The sequence below is a fragment of the Paracoccus sp. P2 genome, from assembly GCF_046335115.1.
GTDB lineage: Bacteria > Pseudomonadota > Alphaproteobacteria > Rhodobacterales > Rhodobacteraceae > Paracoccus > Paracoccus pantotrophus.
In genome coordinates, this window is the sequence record NZ_JBGOSN010000016.1 from 81,730 (window position 1) to 98,715 (window position 16,986).

Genomic DNA, 16,986 nt, shown 5'->3' on the forward strand with positions numbered 1-16,986 from the left:
GCGTATGTCTCATATCGCCATCGTCGGCGCGGGCCTGATCGGCCGCGCCTGGGCTTTCGTCTTTGCCCGCGCCGGGTTCGAGGTCCGGGTCTGGGACCACGACCCGCAGGTGCTGGCGCGGCTGGACGGCGATATCGCCGCCATGATCGCGCAGACCGCGCCCTTCGGGCAGGCGGGCGCGGATCCCGCTGCCACCGCCGCGCGCATCCGCGCCGTGCCGGACCTGGCCGAGGCGCTGGAGGGGGCCGAACTGGTACAGGAAAGCGGCCCCGAGGTTCTGGCCGTCAAGCGCGAGCTTTTCGCACGGCTGGACGGGCTGGCGGCCCCCGAGGTGATCCTCGCCTCCAGTTCCTCGGCCCTCATGGCCTCGGCCTTCGCCGAGGGCCTGCCGGGGGCGTCGCGCTGCCTCGTCGGCCATCCGGTCAACCCGCCGCATCTGGTCCCGGTGGTCGAGATCGCCCCCGCCCCCTTCACCGACCCGGCTGTCACCGCCCGCGCCCGCGCCATCTATGCCCGTGCCGGCCAGGTGCCCGTGGTGCTGAAGCGCGAGATCGACGGCTTCATCCTGAACCGCCTGCAAGCGGTGGTGCTGGCCGAAAGCCTGCGCCTGATCGAACAGGGCTATGTCGATGCGCAGGGCCTGGACGACACGATCCGCCACGGGCTTGGTCGCCGCTGGGCCTTCATGGGCCCGATGGAGACGATCAATCTCAACGCGCCCGGCGGAGCGGGGGACTATCTGAGCCGCTACGGGCAGATGATGGCCGACCTGGCGAAAACCGCCGCCCGCGCCGAGGCCTTCACGCCCGAGGCCGCCGCAATCCTTGGCGCGGCCTTCCCGGACGCCGCGACCCCGCAGGCCATCCGCGCCCGCCAGGACTGGCGCGACGGCCGCCTAGCCGCCCTGGCCCGCCATCTGGCCGACCAGTCCCAACGATAAGACCCTCAGGAGCAAGCCATGAGCCTTCAAGGCAAAGTCATCATCACCTGCGCCGTGACCGGGGCAATCCACACCCCGTCCATGTCGCCCTATCTGCCGGTCTCGGCCTCCGAGATCGCGGAGGCGGCCATCGGCGCGGCCGAGGCGGGCGCGGCGGTCGTCCATCTGCACGCCCGAGCCGAGGGCGACGGCCGCCCCGACCAGAGCGTCGAGGCCTTCAACCCCATTCTTGGCGTCATCAGGCAGGCAACCGATGCCGTGCTGAACATCACCACCGGCGGTGCGCCGACCATGAGCATCGCCGAGCGTATCCAGCCCGCGCAGCATTATCGCCCCGAACTCGCCTCGCTGAACATGGGTACGATGAATTTCGGCCTGTTTCCCATGCTCGGCCGCTATCAATCCCAGCTGAAGCACCAGTGGGAGCGGGATTACCTGGGCAACAAGGACATCATTTTCCGCAACACCTTCGGTGATGTGGAACATGTGATGACCACGCTTGGCGCGAACGGCACCCGCTTCGAGTTCGAGTGCTACGACACCTCGCATCTCTACAACCTCAAGCATTTCCACGATCGCGGGCTGGTCAGCGGGCCGCTGTTCATCCAGACCGTGTTCGGGCTGATGGGCGGCATCGGCGCGCATCCCGACGACGTGCTGCACATGAAGCGCACCGCCGACCGGCTGTTTGGCGAGGATTACCGCTGGTCGGTGCTCGGCGCCGGGCGCAACCAGCTCAACATCGCCGCCATGTCGGCCTCGATGGGCGGGCATATCCGCGTCGGGTTGGAGGACAATCTCTGGGCGGGCAAGGGCCGCCTTGCGGAAACCAATGCCCAGCAGGTCCGCGCCGCGCGGCAGATCGTCGAGGGGCTGGGCCTTGAGGTCGCAACGCCCGCCGAAGCGCGCGAATTTCTGGCGCTGAAGGGCGGCGATCAGGTCAATTTCTAGGGGAAATCATGGCAATCACCGATCTGGAACCCGGTCGCGCCGCCGCCGCCCGCACTGGGGACACCTGCCGCCTCCGCGACAGGGTCGAGGCGACCGCCTGGTGGCGGGACCATGGCAGGGCAATCCGTGACGGGATGTTGCGGGCCGCCAAAGGCATCGCCAACCGGCATGTGCGGATGACCGACCGCGACGGCCTGTATCCGGCGCACGGGCTCACTTACGGCGCGCCGTTCCTTGGCCCGCACTCCCATGTCGCAGGCGGCGACAGGGCCATCGGGACCGATCACGCCCTGTCGACGCCAGCGCGCCCTTGCTTGCGCCGGCGCATGATCGAGGGCCTTGCCGGTCATGCCGAACAGGCCCAAATCCGCGTCCGCCGCCATGCCGGCGACGCCATCCGCTACGGAAAGGCTGCCCGATGAACCCGATGCCCGATTTCTCGCTGAACGGCCGTGTCGCGCTGGTCACGGGCGCGGGCCGAGGCATCGGCCGCGCCATCGCCGAGGTCTATGCGCAGGCCGGCGCCGAGGTCATCCTCTGCGCCCGCAGCGCGGCCGAGATTTCCGATGCGGCCGAGGCGCTGGTGGCGCAGGGCCTCAAGGCCCGCGCCATCCCCTGCGACGTGACCGACGTGGGCGCTTTCCGTGCCTTGGCCGAGGGGCTGGGGCGGCTGGACATCTTTGTCAACAACGCGGGCACCAACCGCCCGCGCCCGCTGGTCGAGGTCACGGAAGAGGATTTCGATGCCATCGCGGGCCTCAACCTGCGCGCGGCCTTCTTTGCGCTGCAAAGCGTGGCGCGGCGGATGCGCGATCTGGGGCGGGGCGGGTCGATCATCAACATGTCGTCGCAGATGGGGCATATCGGCGCGGCGGACCGTTCCGTCTATTGCGCGACGAAATGGGGAATCGAGGGGCTGACAAAGGCCAGCGCCATCGAGCTTGCGCCCTTCGGCATCCGCGTGAACACGATCTGCCCGACCTTCATCGAAACGCCGCTGACGCGACCCTATTTCGAGAACCCGGCCTTTCGCGACCATTGCCTGCGCATGATCAAGCTGGGCCGCCTGGGTCAGGTGGGCGACATCACGGGTGCCGCGCTCTATCTGGCGTCCGACGCCTCTGCCCTGATGACCGGCAGCGCGATGATGCTGGACGGAGGCTGGACCGCCGAATGAGGCCGCATTGAACCGTTCCCCCTATCGGGAATTGGCCCGGAACGGTGCGGGCCGCGGTGCGAATCCGGGCCAGCCGGGGCCGGCTGGGCGACATCTTGGGCCGCTGCTGTTCGCCCGTCGCGGACATGGCGCCCGCGCCCCGGATTTCGGCCTCGCGCATGAAAAAACCCCGAGGCATCGCCGCGGGGTCCGTTCATCGATGGGGAGTCTCAGAGGCCGCGGGCGACATGCTCGATATCGCCGCGGGTCAGGCCGATATCGGTCAGTTCGCGATCCGTCAGCCGGCTCAACTCGCGGCGGGTGATGCGGGCATCGTTCCAGGCGGCGATCCGTGCGGTCAGGCGTGCAAAGACTTGACCCAGGCTACCGGCGGCATGGTTATGGCTCAGTTCGACAGCGGACATCTTGGCACCTTTTTCATCTTGCCCATCCAGCGGGCATGTTTCGGACAAGGCGGATATAGTCCGGGCACAGCGCGGGCAGTAGTCGCGATCCCGGCAAAGCAGCCATGCATTCTGCGCCGCAGCATGACGGCCGGCAGGCGCCTCGTGCCGTCCGGCGGGCGGCTTGGGATGGCGCGCGGATCCGGGTTATCCGCCTCGGGCCGCTGCGCGAGGCTTCTGCCTGGTGTTCGAGAGGGCGCGGAAATAGGTGGCTGCGCCTATTGCCGCCGTGCGCGACAGGCTGATCGCCTGCTCGGGGCTGACGGGGCGGAATGCCACCGCATCCCGCGGCCGCAGCTGGACAAAGGAATCGAGGTCGCAATCCAGCACTGTCGCGATCTTTGGATAGCCGCCCGTGGTCTGGTGATCGGCCAGCAGAACCGTGGCCACGCCGTCGCCCGCAATCTGGACCGATCCCCTGACGATGGGTTCGGATGGCATGTCCAAGGCGGCATGGGGGGCAATGGAAGGCCCCGCCAGCCGGACCCCCATGCGGTCCCATGCATCGGTCATGCGCCAGGTGCCGGAAAGGAAGGCCGAGATCGCTTCTGCACTGAAGAAACGCTGCTGCGGCCCCATGGTGACGCGCAGCTCTCTGCGGGGCCGGGCGGCGACCGGGCATGGGATGCTGCCCTCGCGCTCTTCCCGCCGCGCGGCATCGGCGATCACCAGGCGCGCGCCGGTCGCCAGGCGACCGCCGCCGAAGCCCGAAATCGCATGGGTGGACGCGCTGCCGAGCCAGCGCGGCGATCGGAGCAGCCCGGCAAAGGCCAGATAGCACCAGCTTCCCCATGGCCCCGGACGAACGGTCAGCCTTTCCCCGGCCCGCAAGGTCGCGACGGTCCATGAGCTGCGCCTGGTGCCGGCATGCTCGACGATGAAACCACCGCCCGCGACCGCGAAGCTGACCGTGCCCGAAAGGCATTCCAGCGCCAGCCCGCCCAGCGAGATCTCGATGCCGGGGGCGCCGGCCGGGTTGCCAAGCGCGATATTCGCCGCGGCGAACGAGCGGCGATCCATCGCGCCCGAGCCCGGCACGCCATAGCGCATCAGCCCCGGCCGTCCGCCGTCCTGCACCGACACATGCGGCCCGGCGAAACCGACCGAAAGAACCGTCCCGCTCATTTCCCGACCTCTGCATCGTATTCGGCACGGCCGATCCGGCGAAACCGCACCCGGTCGCCGATGTCGAACAGGAACGGCCGCTCGGGGTCGTCGGTCAGGATGCGGGTGGGGGATCGGCCGATATTCCACCAGCCGGTCGGCATGGTGATGGTCGAAACGAGGCATTGCGGGCCCGCGATCAGGACGCTGCCCGCCGCGACGCCCCGCAGCGCGGTGGGCTTGCGGGGCATGCGGATCGCCTCCGGCACGCCGGCGAGATAAGCATATCCCGGCGCAAAGCCGTACATGAAGACCTCGTATTGCCCGGCCAGATGTGCGGCGATCACGGCCTCTTGCGACAGGCCGGCGGCCTGGGCCACCGCCGCGAGATCGGGAGAAAGACCGTCGTCATAGCAGACCAGAACCTCGCGCAAGCCTGGCCTTTCCCCGGCCGGCGCGGCCTGCTGGCATAATTGCCGGGCCTTGCTTTCGGCCATGGCGTGATCGCAGACCAGGGGGTCGAACCGGATCAGAATCCCGGCATAGGCCGGAACCGCCTCGAGAAAACCGTCAAAGGGCGCCGCAGCTAGGGCCCGGTCCAGTTGAAGCACCCGGGCGTGGATGCCAGGGTCGATCCTGTCGCCGAACTCCACCAGGATGCCATGCTCGGCCACGGGGCTGAAAACCGGAAAGCAGCGGCCAGGGCTGGCGGCAGCGCCCATGTCACGCCCGGCCTTCGACCTGCAGGAAGGGTGCGACGGCGATTCCCGCCGCGCCCAGCCGCGCCCGGATGGCTTGCGCCATGGAAACCGCGCCCGCGGTATCGCCGTGAACGCAGACCGATTGCGCGGCCAGCGGGATCGGCGCGCCTTGGATCGCCGGCATCAGCCCGGTCTCCAGAAAGCGGATCAGGCGGTCCGCGACCTCTTCGACATCATGCAGCACCGCGCCGGGCTGTGACCGGGGAACCAGCCTGCCGTTGGGCAGATAGGCGCGGTCGGCAAAGATCTCGGAGAATACCTCGGCTCCTGCCGCGCGCGCCGCCAGCTCCAGATCGGTCCCCGAGATCGCCAGCACCGCCAGATTTCCCGGCAAGGCCGATACCGCGGCGACGATGGCATCCGCGACGGTGCGATCATCCGCGGCAAGATTGCCAAGCGCCCCATGCGGCTTGACATAGCGCACCCGCGCCCCCGCCAGCGCGGCGATGCCCTGCAAGGCGCCGACCTGCGCCGCGACCATCCGCCCGATCCGGGCGGGCGGCATGGGGATCACCCGGCGCCCGAACTCCTCGCGGTCGGCATAGCCCGGATGCGCGCCGATGACGACGCCGCGTTCCGCCGCCTGCCGCAGGGTGGCGAACATCGTTTCGGGGTCGCCGGCATGGCCGCCGCAGGCGATATTGGCCGAGGTGACGACATCGAGCATCGCGGCATCGTCCCCCATCGTCCAGGGCCCGAAGCCTTCGCCAAGGTCAGAGTTCAGGTCAATCTTCATTCCGTCCTCCCGCATGCGGCCGCCCGGCCTGTCGACCGGGCGCGCCAGCGGCGCAACCCGTCGTTCCCGGCCAAGGTGGCGAGCATCTCGAAGCCCAGATGGAACACGCCTTCGCCCTTTCGTCCAGAGGCCGGCTGCGGTGGCGAAGCCTCATGTCCTCTGCGTCAGGACCATCGGTGCGGTGATTGCGGCAGGCATGCCGCAGGAAAACGCCGACGCAAGAACACCGCGGCACCGGGGAATCCCCGCCTGGCCTTGCTCCGGATAACGTCTTCCCCGCAAGGCATGTTCCTCAACGCGCATCAAGGTCGCGCCAAATCCTCAGCAGCGCCGCTTCGAAGGTGGCGCTGTTGTAACTGGCATTGACCACCTCGCTTGCATGGCGGCGAATGGCATCAAGGCGTGCCGGCGCAGTGGCATATTCAGCCACCGTGGCTTCCAGAGCATGCACCAGACCCAGGGTATCATCCTCGGTCACGGGAATGCCGGTTTCGGGGGTAAAATATTCCCGCCCGCCAAGCCCCGTGTAGCCCACGACGATGCAGCCCGCCGCCATTGCCTCGGCGGCAGGAAAGCCGATTGATTCCATGCGCAGCAGCGAGATGAAAAACTGGCTGCGTTGCAAGTAATCCGACACGTCCAGGCGCGGCATGTTGTCGATTTCTTCGATCCGGTATCCCTTTAATCGACCTCGACGCTCCAGCACGTCAACGATCTGCCGTGCCTCTGCCGACCGTTTGCGCGGCATATAGGTGATCAACCGCTCTTTTTTCTCGCGAAAGGGGAAATCCTCGGGCTTCATGGAGACCGGAAGATGATAGCCGGTTTCGATATTCAGAAGGTCGAACTGATCAAGGCAGATTTTCGACACGCCCAGGAACCACTCCGCGCGCTCGCGGATGTCGAGCCCTTTCTCCATGGCTTCTGCATGGGCCTCCTGGAAGGCGAAGGGGTTTTGTACGAATACGCCCAGACGGGAACCTGGGAAAGCCGTCATCGCGGCCGTGATCATGAATTCCGGTATGACCAGAATATCGTCTGCGCCGGGCCGCAATGGCTCCAGAGGCCCGCCGCGAAACCTTTGGCCCAGAAGCATGAACGGCGACATGAGCCGGGCCCGTTTTCCGTCGAGCCCCAGTCTTTGCCGGGCGATATAATAGTCGTAGGTATAATAGCGCGGCGGCTTGTCCGGATGATCAAGATAGCCGGCGGCCGGGCTGTTGTGCAGAATGGCGGCGTCATAGCCCGCCCGGCACAGCGCAGCCACTGTATCATAGATGACGGCGATCCCCCCCGATGCCGTTTGGGTGTCGGGACAAAGGAAGAGATAGCGACGTACCATGGCACCCGGGAAGCTGATTTCCAGAAAACATGTTGAAGAAAGCAACGCGAGTCAATGGAGCACCGGTGAGGGCGGCCGGTTTTCCCGGCCCGGCTTGGTACAGTGATACCGCCGACAGGGATCGCAGACCCGCTTGCGCGCTGGCGAACCGCACCCTGGCGCTGGAATGCATGGTCATCGGACAGGCGGCCGGCGCGGATTGTCATCACCCCCTTTTCACCCGCATGCCGTGTCGGTATCTTTGGGATTGGCAAGCGTAATTTGCTTTCGCAAACTGGAAATGCTGCATGCTGATGTCCGACAAGGCGCCGTATATCCCGTCAATCGCGCTGTTGACCTTTGTCCTTGAAGAGCATCATTGCGTGATTCTCGAGGATTGGATCGCCTTTTTTGACCATCCGATCGCCGAGCTGGTTGTGCATTTTGGTGGGGATCCCGGCATTGCGGCCCGCGTTCGGCAGTTATGCGAGGCGCATGGCATTCGCCTGCATGACATGGGCATGACGACGCCACAAGAAACCACCGAGGCGGAACAGCAGCTTCTGGCAGAGCAGTTCGATGCGGTCACGGCCGATCTTGGATGCGTGGTGCGCCTGGATACCATCCCATATCGCGCCGGGCAGAAGGCCTGGCAGGATGCCGCCCTTGGCTTGATGAAAGAGACGGGGGCCTGCTTCATCACCGGCAGCACATTACCTTATCGCGCAGACCGGCCCACGACCAGGCCGGGGTTCATGTTGACGCAAAGCATCAGCAACTGTTTTCTGATCATCCGGCCTGAAATATGGAAGATGCTTCAGGCCGGAACCAAGGAGTCCGAATCTAAATACGGAAGGTTCCTGGTCGAAGGCGCTGCCGAGGATTATGTGGCGGAAAACGATCTATGGGGATTGCGCCTTGTCAATCGTGACGACATTCGTGTCTTTCATTGTCAGGAATGGGGGTTGCGATTGCTGCGCGTCCGCGATTCCTTTCGGAAAGGACATGGGATTTCTTCGTTCCTGAAGGGATACCAGGACGATTACCTTTACGAAAATGCACGATATTACATGCAGCGCCGGGAATCGGCGCTACGACGGGCCCGCATTTTCCTGGGCTATTGGCGCCGAAGGCTTTTCAGCGGTTCGTGAGGCGCTGGGCCGTGGTGCTTTGGCGGCCGATCAGCGCCAGCGCATATCCAGCATGATCCGGTTTTCGTCATACATCGGAACCGTTGAGCTTCGATGCTGGCCCGCAAGCAGCAGGGTGAGTTTCGGCGTCAGCCCGAACTCGATGCCCAGCGTGCGAATATCGTCCCGCCGCGGCGTTCCGAAAAGGGTGGAGCCCTCTTCCCGCTGCCAGCCGATGCCGAAGGTCACGGGCCGCTTCCTGATCGGGCGGGTCAGCGACAGCCCCGCCCGGTAGCGGATGGCGTTATGGCCGTCGACCCTTTCGCCGGCGGAAAGCCGAAGCCCGACCGCGCCGATCCCGGAAAGGGCGCTATCGAGCGACAGATCCGCAAAGGCCTGGCGATAATCCTTGCGCCAGGTCTGCCGCAGGCCCAGGGACAGCTCGTGCAGACCGCCCGCCATCTCGAAAAGCCCGCTGCCGCGCAGGCCGGTCCAGGCCAGGTGGCTGTTGGACAGATCCGTCCGGCCAAAGGCGTAGCCGCCGCACAGATCGACAAAGCGCCATTCGCCCAGGTGCTGCGCCACGCAGGCCCCCAGCCCCAGATCCTGGCGCGAAAGGTCATGCCGCGGCGAATAGACCGCCGTCGCCTGACCGGCCAGCCGCAGCACGCGGCCCGGAGCCAGCCGGTACCGGGCGTTGCCAGAGGCGGCAAGGCCCAGGACCAGTCCGCCGCGGGCGCGGCTTTCCGGGCTGACCGTCAGGTCGATCCCGCCGACGGTCAGGGTTTCGCCGGGAATGCCGCCGTTGATATTGTCATCCCATCGCAGCAACGGCCGGGCCGTGAGATGTCGCGACAGCAGGGCCGGTGCCGGGCGCCCGTCGCGCAGCATCCCTTCCTGGTGCAGCAACCGTGCCAGCAGCGGCGCCTGCCCGGCGGGACGGTCGCGCATCAGCGCAAAGGCCGCCAGCCGGGGGGAACCGGACAGCAGGGCTGCCTCGGTCCGGTCGGGCTGCTGCGCCCAGGCCGGCAACGCCAGGCAGGGCAACAGGCAGGCTGCCAAGGCCCAGGTTCGCCAGCCAGCCTTTCGCGATGCGCGCGGCATTCGGCGGGTCAGCGTTCAGCGACGAAGCCGCTGTCGCCAAAGACCGTGCCGGTGGCGCCGTCATATTCGACCGTGCCGGTGATGTTTCCCCGGACGACCTCGGCATTGCTGCCCCGGAACGTCCCATCCAGGACAAGGTCAAGGCCGATGTCGCCTCGGTCGCCACCGCGAAGGGTGCCCGCCGCCCGGCCCGACATGCCGCTGCCGCTGATGCTGCCGCCGGTGATCGGCAGGCTACCGGTCAGGGTGGGCCCGTCCTCGACGCCGACCTCGTGGATTTGCCCGGAAACGCTGCTGTTGGCGAAATTCGCATTGAGGGCGATCTTGCCGATCGCGGCCTCGTATCCGGGATCGCCGACATCGACCGAGCCGCCGGTCATGTTCATTTCCACGAAGGCATAGCCGTCATAGGTCGCGCTGCCGGTCGTCGGCATGGCGCCGGTGCCCGTCTGTGCAAGGCTTTCGGTGCGTTCCACCATCTCCATCATCGGCCCGTCATGGTCAAGGAAGGTCTGGCCGTCGGCTGTGCCGCCACCACCCCCACCGCCGCCGCCGCCGCCGCTGCCCCCGCCGGGTGCGCCGGCGCTTCCGGACCCGCTGCCGCCGCCGCAGCCCGCCAGCGCAAGGGTGATTGACGTGACCAGGACGCCGCTGAAGATTTTGGCCATCTGCATGAAACCCTCCATGAAAATCTGGAACTACGGGCGCAAGGCCCAGTGCCGATTACAGGGCCGGGCACGGGGCCTGTCTTCACCCGTTTGGGTGAAAGGCGGCGCGAAATGCCTTGTCCGCCGCCGCCGCGACGGGCAGGGGCGCCAGCAGCATCAATACGGCCCTGGCCGCTCGGGAAAAGCTGGTGCGGGATATCGGCGCGACCTTCGGGCCGGGTCTCGGCTCGGCCCTGCGGCTTTCCGGGGGCCGAAGCTGCGTGCAGCGGCCGGGGACAAGGGCTGACCGGGCCGGGGCCCTGCGAGGATCGCGCATCCCGTGATGGGGCAGGGGGAAGACAGGGCGGGGGCAAGGCTCTGCGCCCGGTGCCGGGTCACGGGCCGATGCACCCGAAGCCGTGCGCAGCGCCGGGCATTGACCCTGCTTGGCGGTGCGTTAGCGGGATCGACCCCTGGCGAGGGTGCGGCAGGGCGGGCCTTCGGCCTCAAGGCTGCCGCATGGGCAGGCGTGATCGCCGGGGGAATGGCTGGCGTGATACCAGGCCAGCGCCAGCAGCGCCACCGATCCGGTCAGGCAATAGGTGGCGATGATCCACAGCAGCCCCCCGTCCACCAGCCAGACCAGCCCTGCGGCCGCCAGGGCCGTCAGAATCGCAAGGATGACGATCCCGGTCGGAAAGCCGCCCTCGTGAATGATTTCGTATCGGCAGAGAGGATCCTGCAAGCACTTTTCCATGGCGCGGTTCCTTCAGTGCAAAGGGGATGGATAGGGCGCCAACACGCGCAAACAGAAACCGCAGGACATCATGAAGCAGTCGCGTTCGGGAAAGATGGCGAACAGCGTGGCATCCTCTGGCAGCCGGATGTCAAGCCGCTCGGCGGTCGGCCTGTCGAGGCAGGCCGGGTTCTCGTCCCCGTCCGGCATTCCCGGAACCGGAACCTGCCAGTGCAGCGAGACCGCAACCCCGTGCGAGGAGCGGCCCGACCCCAGGCGACCCTGCGCGATGCCGAACAGCAGGCCCGGCATGTCCGGCGAGCAGTTGCAGAAAATGTCAAGGATCTCGACATGATCGCCGGAAAGCGGATCGAAAAGCATATCTCCGACGCGCAGGGATTGCACGGGCACCATGGTCCCGCTGCGGCGGACCTGAACGGGGATGTGTTCTGCAAGCATGGTTGCCTCCGGTTCCGTATCGCCTTTGCGGATCTGTTCCCTTCCGGCCGCGGTCCGCCACGCCGCGTCGCTCGCCGCCCCGAGGCGATGCGAGCGAGGCGCCGCAACCGGTTCGCACCGTGACGTGTCAAAGCATCCGATCCAGCACCGCCCCGCGCGGGGCGGGGCTGCCGGCCTTCTTGTTCTTGCGCCAAACGGCAAGATGGTCCTGCCGCTGCGGGGATTGGGGCCCTGTCGGCGCTGCTCGGCCACCGCCAGGGCCTTGCGGTCGGCGCGACGGCTGTTTCCGTCCCCTCCGACCGCCTGGTCGCCATGGTCCGGGGCATGGCCGCAGGCCCGCCCCGGTCAGCATCAGCCCACCTTGCCCCAAGTGAACGGTTGCTTGCCATTGGTGACCAAGCGTTGCACCAGGTGCCGCCCCTGCCGGCCGCGCAGCAGCAGCCGGGCCGCGATCGGCGCCTCGCGTTCGGGCCGGGCCAGTTCCGGGAAGAGCGTGAAGATCTCTTCCCGCGCCTCCGGCCCCAGCGCCTTCATCGCCTCGGGGCCGGTGAACAGGCTTTCCGTGGGCGCACCGTTCGAGAAGACCACCTCGTGCCGGTCGAACATGAAGTGCCAGTATTCCACTTCCTGCATGTCCTCGACCACCTCGACGCCGTCCAGACCCAGCAGGTGCCGCGCGGCCAGTAGGACCTCGGCCTCGCCGACCATCCGCCGCGCCACGACCGAGCGCAGCAGCACCCGGTGCTGGGGCGAGACGATCAGGTCGCGCTCGGGCAGGTTCTCGCCCAGGGCCTCGGCGCGGATGCGGATCGGGCGCAGCTTGGGCTGTTCGGCCAGTTCCTCGGCCGAAAGCACGCGTTTGCCGATCCAGGAAAGCTCCTTGTAGCCGTGGTCCAGCGTCATGACTTTCATGCCGGGTTCCAGCTTCTCGACGGGAATCTCGCCATCCTCGGTCTTGATCAGGGTGCCGCGCAGGAAGCAGACGACGCCGGTGTTTTCCGTGGTCAGCTGGCTGGCCTGGACGGGATTGCCGGCACCGTCCAGGATGCGCAGCCCGCCGACCGCATCCAGCACGCCGTCGTCCTGATCCGCGCGCAGCCAGTGCAGGGCGTTCTTGTAGGTCTGCCCCGGATTGGCGGCATTCCAGGCTGCCAGCGTGGTATCGTTGTAGAAGGCGGCAAGGTCGACGAAGTCGTTGTTGTCGGCCTGACCGTCCCCGATGCCGGTAACGGCGTCGAAATCGGTGATCAGGTCGCCGCCGTCATCGACGACGAAGCGGTCGGCGCCCGCACCACCGGTCAGCGTATCCGAGCCCTTGCCGCCGATCAGCGTGTCGTTGCCGGTGCCGCCGTCCAGGATATCGTTGTCGGCCCCGCCGTGCAGCCTGTCGTTGCCATCGCCGCCGATCAGCGTGTCGTTGCCGCCACTGGCATCCAGGACATCGTCGCCTTCGCCGCCGTCAAGGAAGTCGTCGCCGGTGCCCGCGAACAGCGTATCGTTGCCGGCGCCGCCGTAAAGCGTGTCGTTTTCCGAGCGGCCGATCAGGTAGTCGTCGCCGTCCCCGCCATCGATGAGGTTGTTGCCATGGCCGGCATCAAGGTAATCGTCGCCCTCGCCGCCGTAAAGCGTGTCGTTGCCGTTGCCGCTGATCAGCGTGTCGTTGCCGGCGCCGCCCGTCAGGGTGTTGTTGCCCTCGCCAGCGAAAAGCTGGTCGTTGCCTTCACCACCGTCGAGCGAATCGTCGCCATTGCCACCGATCAGCGTGTCATTGCCGGCCCCTCCGATCAGCGTGTCATTGCCGTCACCGCCGTCCAGAGAGTCATCGTCCAGACCGCCATCCAGCAGGTCGTGGCCGTTGCCACCCAGCAACGTATCCTTGCCATCGTTGCCCAGCAGGGTGTCGTTGCCGGCACCGCCCTCCAGCAGGTCGTCGCCAGTGCCACCATCGAGCGAGTCGTCTCCCTCGCCGCCGCGCAGCGTGTCATTGTGGTCGCCGCCCAGCAAGGTGTCGTTGCCCAGGCCGCCGTCCAGCGAGTCGTCGCCCGCACCGCCGTTCAGCAGGTCATTGCCTGCACCGCCGATCAGGGTGTCGTTGCCATTGCTGCCGAACAGGTAGTCGTCGTCATCGCCACCATCGAGCAAGTCGTTGCCGGTGCCGCCATAGAGCGAGTCCTTGCCGGCGCCGCCGAGCAAGGTGTCATGACCGGAATCGCCCACGAGAATATCGTTACCTTCGCCGCCGACCAGCGAGTCTTCGCTCTCGCCGCCGACCAGCGTGTCGTTGCCGTCGCCGCCGATCAGCGTGTCGTTGCCGACACCGCCGTCGAGCGAGTCATCGCCAGTGCCGCCTTCGAGCAGGTCGTTGCCGTCGCCGCCGTGCAGCGTGTCGTTGCCGTCGCCGCCCAGCAGGGTGTCATGGCCCGCGCCGCCACCGAGCGAATCGTCGCCAGCTCCACCATCGAGCGAGTCGTCGCCGTCGCCACCGATCAGCGTGTCGTTGCCGTCACCGCCCAGCAGGGTGTCGTTGCCGTCGCCGCCGTCCAGCAGGTCGTTTCCTTCGCCACCCTCCAGCGAGTCATGGCCGTTGCCGCCATTGAGCGTGTCGTTGCCGCCAGCGCCGATCAAGGTGTCGTTGCCGTCGTTGCCCAGCAGGACGTCGTCGCCTTCGCCACCCTCCAGCGAGTCGTTGCCGTGCCCGCCATCGAGCAGGTCGTCGCCGTCGCCACCATCGAGAGAGTCGTTGCCTTCGCCCCCGATCAGGGTGTCATTGCCGGCCCCGCCATCGAGCGTGTCGTTGCCTTCGCCGCCGTCCAGGCTGTCGTTGCCCTCGCCGCCTTCGATGCGGTCGTTGCCGGCCCCGCCGTTGACGGTATCGTTGCCCTCTCCCGCCTTGATGATGTCGTCCAGCCCGTCGGTGCCGTCGATCTGATCGCCCTGGTGGTCGGTATAGCCGGGCCCCATGTTGTCGTCGCCTGGGGTGCCATCCACGATGCCATCGGTGTCCACGACGCCGGTATTCTCGGTCGTCAGCAGGCTGGCGGGGACCGGGTTGCCGCCGTTCATGATGCGCAGTCCGCCCACCGCCGCAAGGCTGCCGTCGCTCTGGTCAGCCCGCAGCCATTGCAGCGGTGTGGCATAGGTCTGTCCCGGGTTGGCGGTGTTCCAGGCTTTCAGCGTGTCGGGATTGTACCAGGGGCTGAGGTTGACGAAGTCGTTGTTGTCCTCCAACCCGTCGCCGACGCCGGTCACGGCGTCGAAATCGGTGATCACGTCGCCGTCGGCGTCGACCACGAAGCGGTCGGCGCCCGCGCCGCCGGTCAGCGTATCCGAGCCCGTGCCACCAGTCAGCGTGTCGTCGCCCGCACCGCCGTCCAGGATATCGTTGTCGGCCCCGCCGTGCAGGCTGTCGTTGCCATCGCCGCCGATCAGCGTGTCGTTGCCGTCGGAGCCCCGCAAGGTGTCGTTGCCCAGGCCACCGTCCAGAGAATCGTCGCCCGTACCGCCCTCCAGCGTGTCGTCGCCCGCACCGCCGATCAGCGTGTCGTTGCCAGTGGCGCCGGTCAGGTAGTCGTCGCCATCGCCGCCATCGAGCAAGTCGTCGCCGCTGCCGCCATAGAGCGAGTCATTGCCGGCGCCGCCATAGAGCGAGTCGTTGCCATCTCTGCCGTCCAGGCTGTCGTTGCCCTCGCCGCCTTCGATGTGGTCGTTGCCCAGGCCGCCGTTGACGGTATCGTTGCCCGCACCCGCCTTGATGATGTCGTCCAGCCCGTCGGTGCCGTCGATCTGATCGCCCTGGTGGTCGGTATAGCCGGGCCCCATGTTGTCGTCGCCTGGGGTGCCATCCACGATGCCGTCGCGCCCTTCCTGAAGCGTGGTGCCGGCATCCAGCGATTCCCAGTCGTAAAGCAGGCTGTCCTTGCCGATCGCGTCATTGCGCATCGACGTCAGTTCGATGCGCGAGATCTTGAGCCCGGCCAGCTTGCTGGGCAGCAGCTCTCCCGGATCGCCGAACGTGCCGTCTCCGCCAACGATTTCGTGGGTCGGGACCGCGAAGACATCACCGTTTTCAAGCTGATACACGTTCAGCGCGATATCGTTCAGAACCTTTTCCTGGCCATTGCCGTCGATGTAATAGACGTTGCCCCAGAACAGCTGCTGCGAGTCGAGTTCGCTGAAGCTCGATCCGTTCTGGCCGCCAGAGGGGGTATTGGCGAAGCCCTCGTCATAGAGTCCGTCGGGGTTGGTCGCGGTGGCGCCGTAGTCGTTCGTAGCCAAAAGCCCGTCATTCGCCAGAGGATCGTGGCGGACCCAGAGCTGATGGATCGTGAACTGGTTGTCGCCCGGCATCCCCGCCGTGCCGGTATAGCTTCCCAGCAACCGGGCTGCCTCTTCCATCGTCCCGTCGCCCTGATGGGTGTCGAGGATTTCCTTGTTGCCAAGGTAGAAGGTATTCACGACATCATGGGTCGCCTCCCAGTCGTAAACGAGGTTGTCCTGGCCAATGGCGTCGGGGCGGACCGAGGTCAGTTCGAAACCCAGAATGTCCTTGCCGCTCAGGATGCTGGCCAGGATGATGCCGCCGTCGCCGGCGACCAGATTGCCCTCGCCGCCCACGATTTCGGCGGTCGGCGCGACGTAGGTGTCGCCGTTTTCAAGTTGGTAGGCGTTGAAGGCGACATTCTGCAGAACCTTCTCGATTCCGTCGATGTCGCGGTAATAGACATTGCCAAAGAACAACTGCTGCGAGTCGAGTTCGCTGAAGGTGCCGTCGGCGCCAAGGAAACCTTCGTCCAGCGCTCCATCGGGCGCGGAGGCGCTGGCGCCCCAGTCGTTCGACGCGACCAGGTGGTCGATGACCTGATGGACGGGTTGGACACCTTGATAGGTGAAACCGGTCCCATGGCCATAATAGCCGAGCAGAGCCGACGACCCTTCCATCACGCCGTTGCCCTGGACCGTGTCCAGGATGGGCCGGTTGCCGATGTAGAACGCCAGCCCGTGGCCGCCGGTCACGGCGGTGCTGCCGACCTGGCCGGTGATCTGGTCGTTCTGGTCGCTGGTGTTGCGGAGCGGATCGCCGGTGGCTGCCTCGACCGGATGCAGGGTGGTGGTGCTGTCCAGCGATTCCCAGTCTAAAAGCAGGCTGTCCTTGCCGATCGCGTCGTTGCGCAGCGACGTCAGTTCGATGCGCGAGATCTTGAGCCCGGCCAGCTTGCTGGGCAGCAGCTCTCCCGGATCGCCGAACGTGCCGTCCCCGCCAACGATGTCGCCGGAGGGTGCGGCAAACACGTCGCCATTTTCCAGCTGATAGACGCTGAGCGCGATGTTTGTCAGAACCTGCTCGTTTCCGGCGCCGTCGATATAATAGACGTTGCCCGGCTCTGTTGCACAAATCCTGTGAGGGATTCATCTTGTGAATCCAGTATGGTAGCTGGAGGGCATGAGCAGACCCACACCCCCCGCATACAAGACCAGGA

15 protein-coding genes are annotated in these 16,986 nt (G+C 66.5%); 5 read left to right on the top strand and 10 right to left on the bottom strand.

Annotation, left to right across the window (positions count from 1 at the left end):
- The first annotated feature begins 4 nt into the window (after positions 1–4).
- The 4 genes from ACDP63_RS12235 to ACDP63_RS12250 are packed head-to-tail and all read left to right on the top strand — an operon-like array spanning position 5 to position 3,068.
- Positions 5–940, top strand: a complete 936-nt coding sequence (locus ACDP63_RS12235; RefSeq protein WP_147427499.1) for a 3-hydroxyacyl-CoA dehydrogenase — start codon at positions 5–7, stop codon at positions 938–940.
- Between the two features lie 18 nt (positions 941–958).
- On the top strand, positions 959–1,891 hold the full coding sequence (locus tag ACDP63_RS12240; protein WP_024844152.1) for a 3-keto-5-aminohexanoate cleavage protein: 933 nt from the start codon (positions 959–961) through the stop codon (positions 1,889–1,891).
- A gap of 8 nt (positions 1,892–1,899) precedes the next feature.
- Positions 1,900–2,313, top strand: a complete 414-nt coding sequence (locus tag ACDP63_RS12245; RefSeq protein ID WP_024844151.1) for a hypothetical protein — start codon at positions 1,900–1,902, stop codon at positions 2,311–2,313.
- A complete protein-coding gene (locus ACDP63_RS12250) occupies positions 2,310–3,068 on the top strand; it encodes an SDR family NAD(P)-dependent oxidoreductase (protein ID WP_024844150.1) in 759 nt (252 codons plus the stop codon). Before ACDP63_RS12245 ends, ACDP63_RS12250 begins: the two co-directional genes overlap by 4 nt.
- Positions 3,069–3,277: 209 nt before the next feature.
- Here ACDP63_RS12250 and ACDP63_RS12255 read toward each other — a convergent pair whose 3' ends face one another.
- The 5 genes from ACDP63_RS12255 to ACDP63_RS12275 all read right to left on the bottom strand — a co-directional run bounded on the left by ACDP63_RS12255 (position 3,278) and on the right by ACDP63_RS12275 (position 7,454).
- Positions 3,278–3,472 (bottom strand): DUF1127 domain-containing protein, encoded by a 195-nt coding sequence (locus tag ACDP63_RS12255; RefSeq protein ID WP_024844149.1) that lies wholly within the window; start codon positions 3,470–3,472, stop codon positions 3,278–3,280.
- Between the two features lie 186 nt (positions 3,473–3,658).
- The gene (locus tag ACDP63_RS12260; protein ID WP_024844148.1) at positions 3,659–4,636 is read right to left on the bottom strand and encodes a biotin-dependent carboxyltransferase family protein; all 978 of its coding nucleotides are present in this window, start codon (positions 4,634–4,636) and stop codon (positions 3,659–3,661) included.
- Positions 4,633–5,337 (bottom strand): 5-oxoprolinase subunit B family protein, encoded by a 705-nt coding sequence (locus ACDP63_RS12265; RefSeq protein ID WP_051419559.1) that lies wholly within the window; start codon positions 5,335–5,337, stop codon positions 4,633–4,635. Before ACDP63_RS12265 ends, ACDP63_RS12260 begins: the two co-directional genes overlap by 4 nt.
- 1 nt (position 5,338) lies before the next feature.
- A complete protein-coding gene (locus ACDP63_RS12270) occupies positions 5,339–6,112 on the bottom strand; it encodes a LamB/YcsF family protein (protein WP_024844146.1) in 774 nt (257 codons plus the stop codon).
- A gap of 292 nt (positions 6,113–6,404) precedes the next feature.
- Positions 6,405–7,454 carry a glycosyltransferase gene (locus ACDP63_RS12275; RefSeq protein WP_024844145.1) on the bottom strand — a complete coding sequence of 350 codons (1,050 nt, stop codon included), beginning with the start codon at positions 7,452–7,454 and terminating at the stop codon, positions 6,405–6,407.
- Between the two features lie 287 nt (positions 7,455–7,741).
- Between ACDP63_RS12275 and ACDP63_RS12280 the strand changes: the two genes are divergently transcribed.
- Positions 7,742–8,584 (top strand): hypothetical protein, encoded by an 843-nt coding sequence (locus ACDP63_RS12280; RefSeq protein ID WP_024844144.1) that lies wholly within the window; start codon positions 7,742–7,744, stop codon positions 8,582–8,584.
- Between the two features lie 30 nt (positions 8,585–8,614).
- On the opposite strand, the gene ACDP63_RS12285 is transcribed toward ACDP63_RS12280, so the two are convergent.
- From ACDP63_RS12285 to ACDP63_RS12305, 5 genes are all read right to left on the bottom strand, one after another.
- Positions 8,615–9,625, bottom strand: coding sequence for a hypothetical protein (locus ACDP63_RS12285; RefSeq protein WP_143091246.1), 1,011 nt, complete (start codon positions 9,623–9,625; stop codon positions 8,615–8,617).
- A 50-nt stretch (positions 9,626–9,675) separates the two neighbouring features.
- Positions 9,676–10,341 (bottom strand): transferrin-binding protein-like solute binding protein, encoded by a 666-nt coding sequence (locus tag ACDP63_RS12290; RefSeq protein ID WP_409928090.1) that lies wholly within the window; start codon positions 10,339–10,341, stop codon positions 9,676–9,678.
- Between the two features lie 430 nt (positions 10,342–10,771).
- Entirely contained in the window at positions 10,772–11,071 is a 300-nt protein-coding gene (locus tag ACDP63_RS12295) for a hypothetical protein (RefSeq protein ID WP_409928091.1), read from the bottom strand.
- Positions 11,072–11,083: 12 nt separating this feature from the next.
- Entirely contained in the window at positions 11,084–11,509 is a 426-nt protein-coding gene (locus tag ACDP63_RS12300) for a hypothetical protein (RefSeq protein WP_036747366.1), read from the bottom strand.
- A gap of 351 nt (positions 11,510–11,860) precedes the next feature.
- On the bottom strand, positions 11,861–16,798 hold the full coding sequence (locus ACDP63_RS12305; protein WP_409928092.1) for a Hint domain-containing protein: 4,938 nt from the start codon (positions 16,796–16,798) through the stop codon (positions 11,861–11,863).
- Between the last annotated feature and the right edge of the window lie 188 nt (positions 16,799–16,986).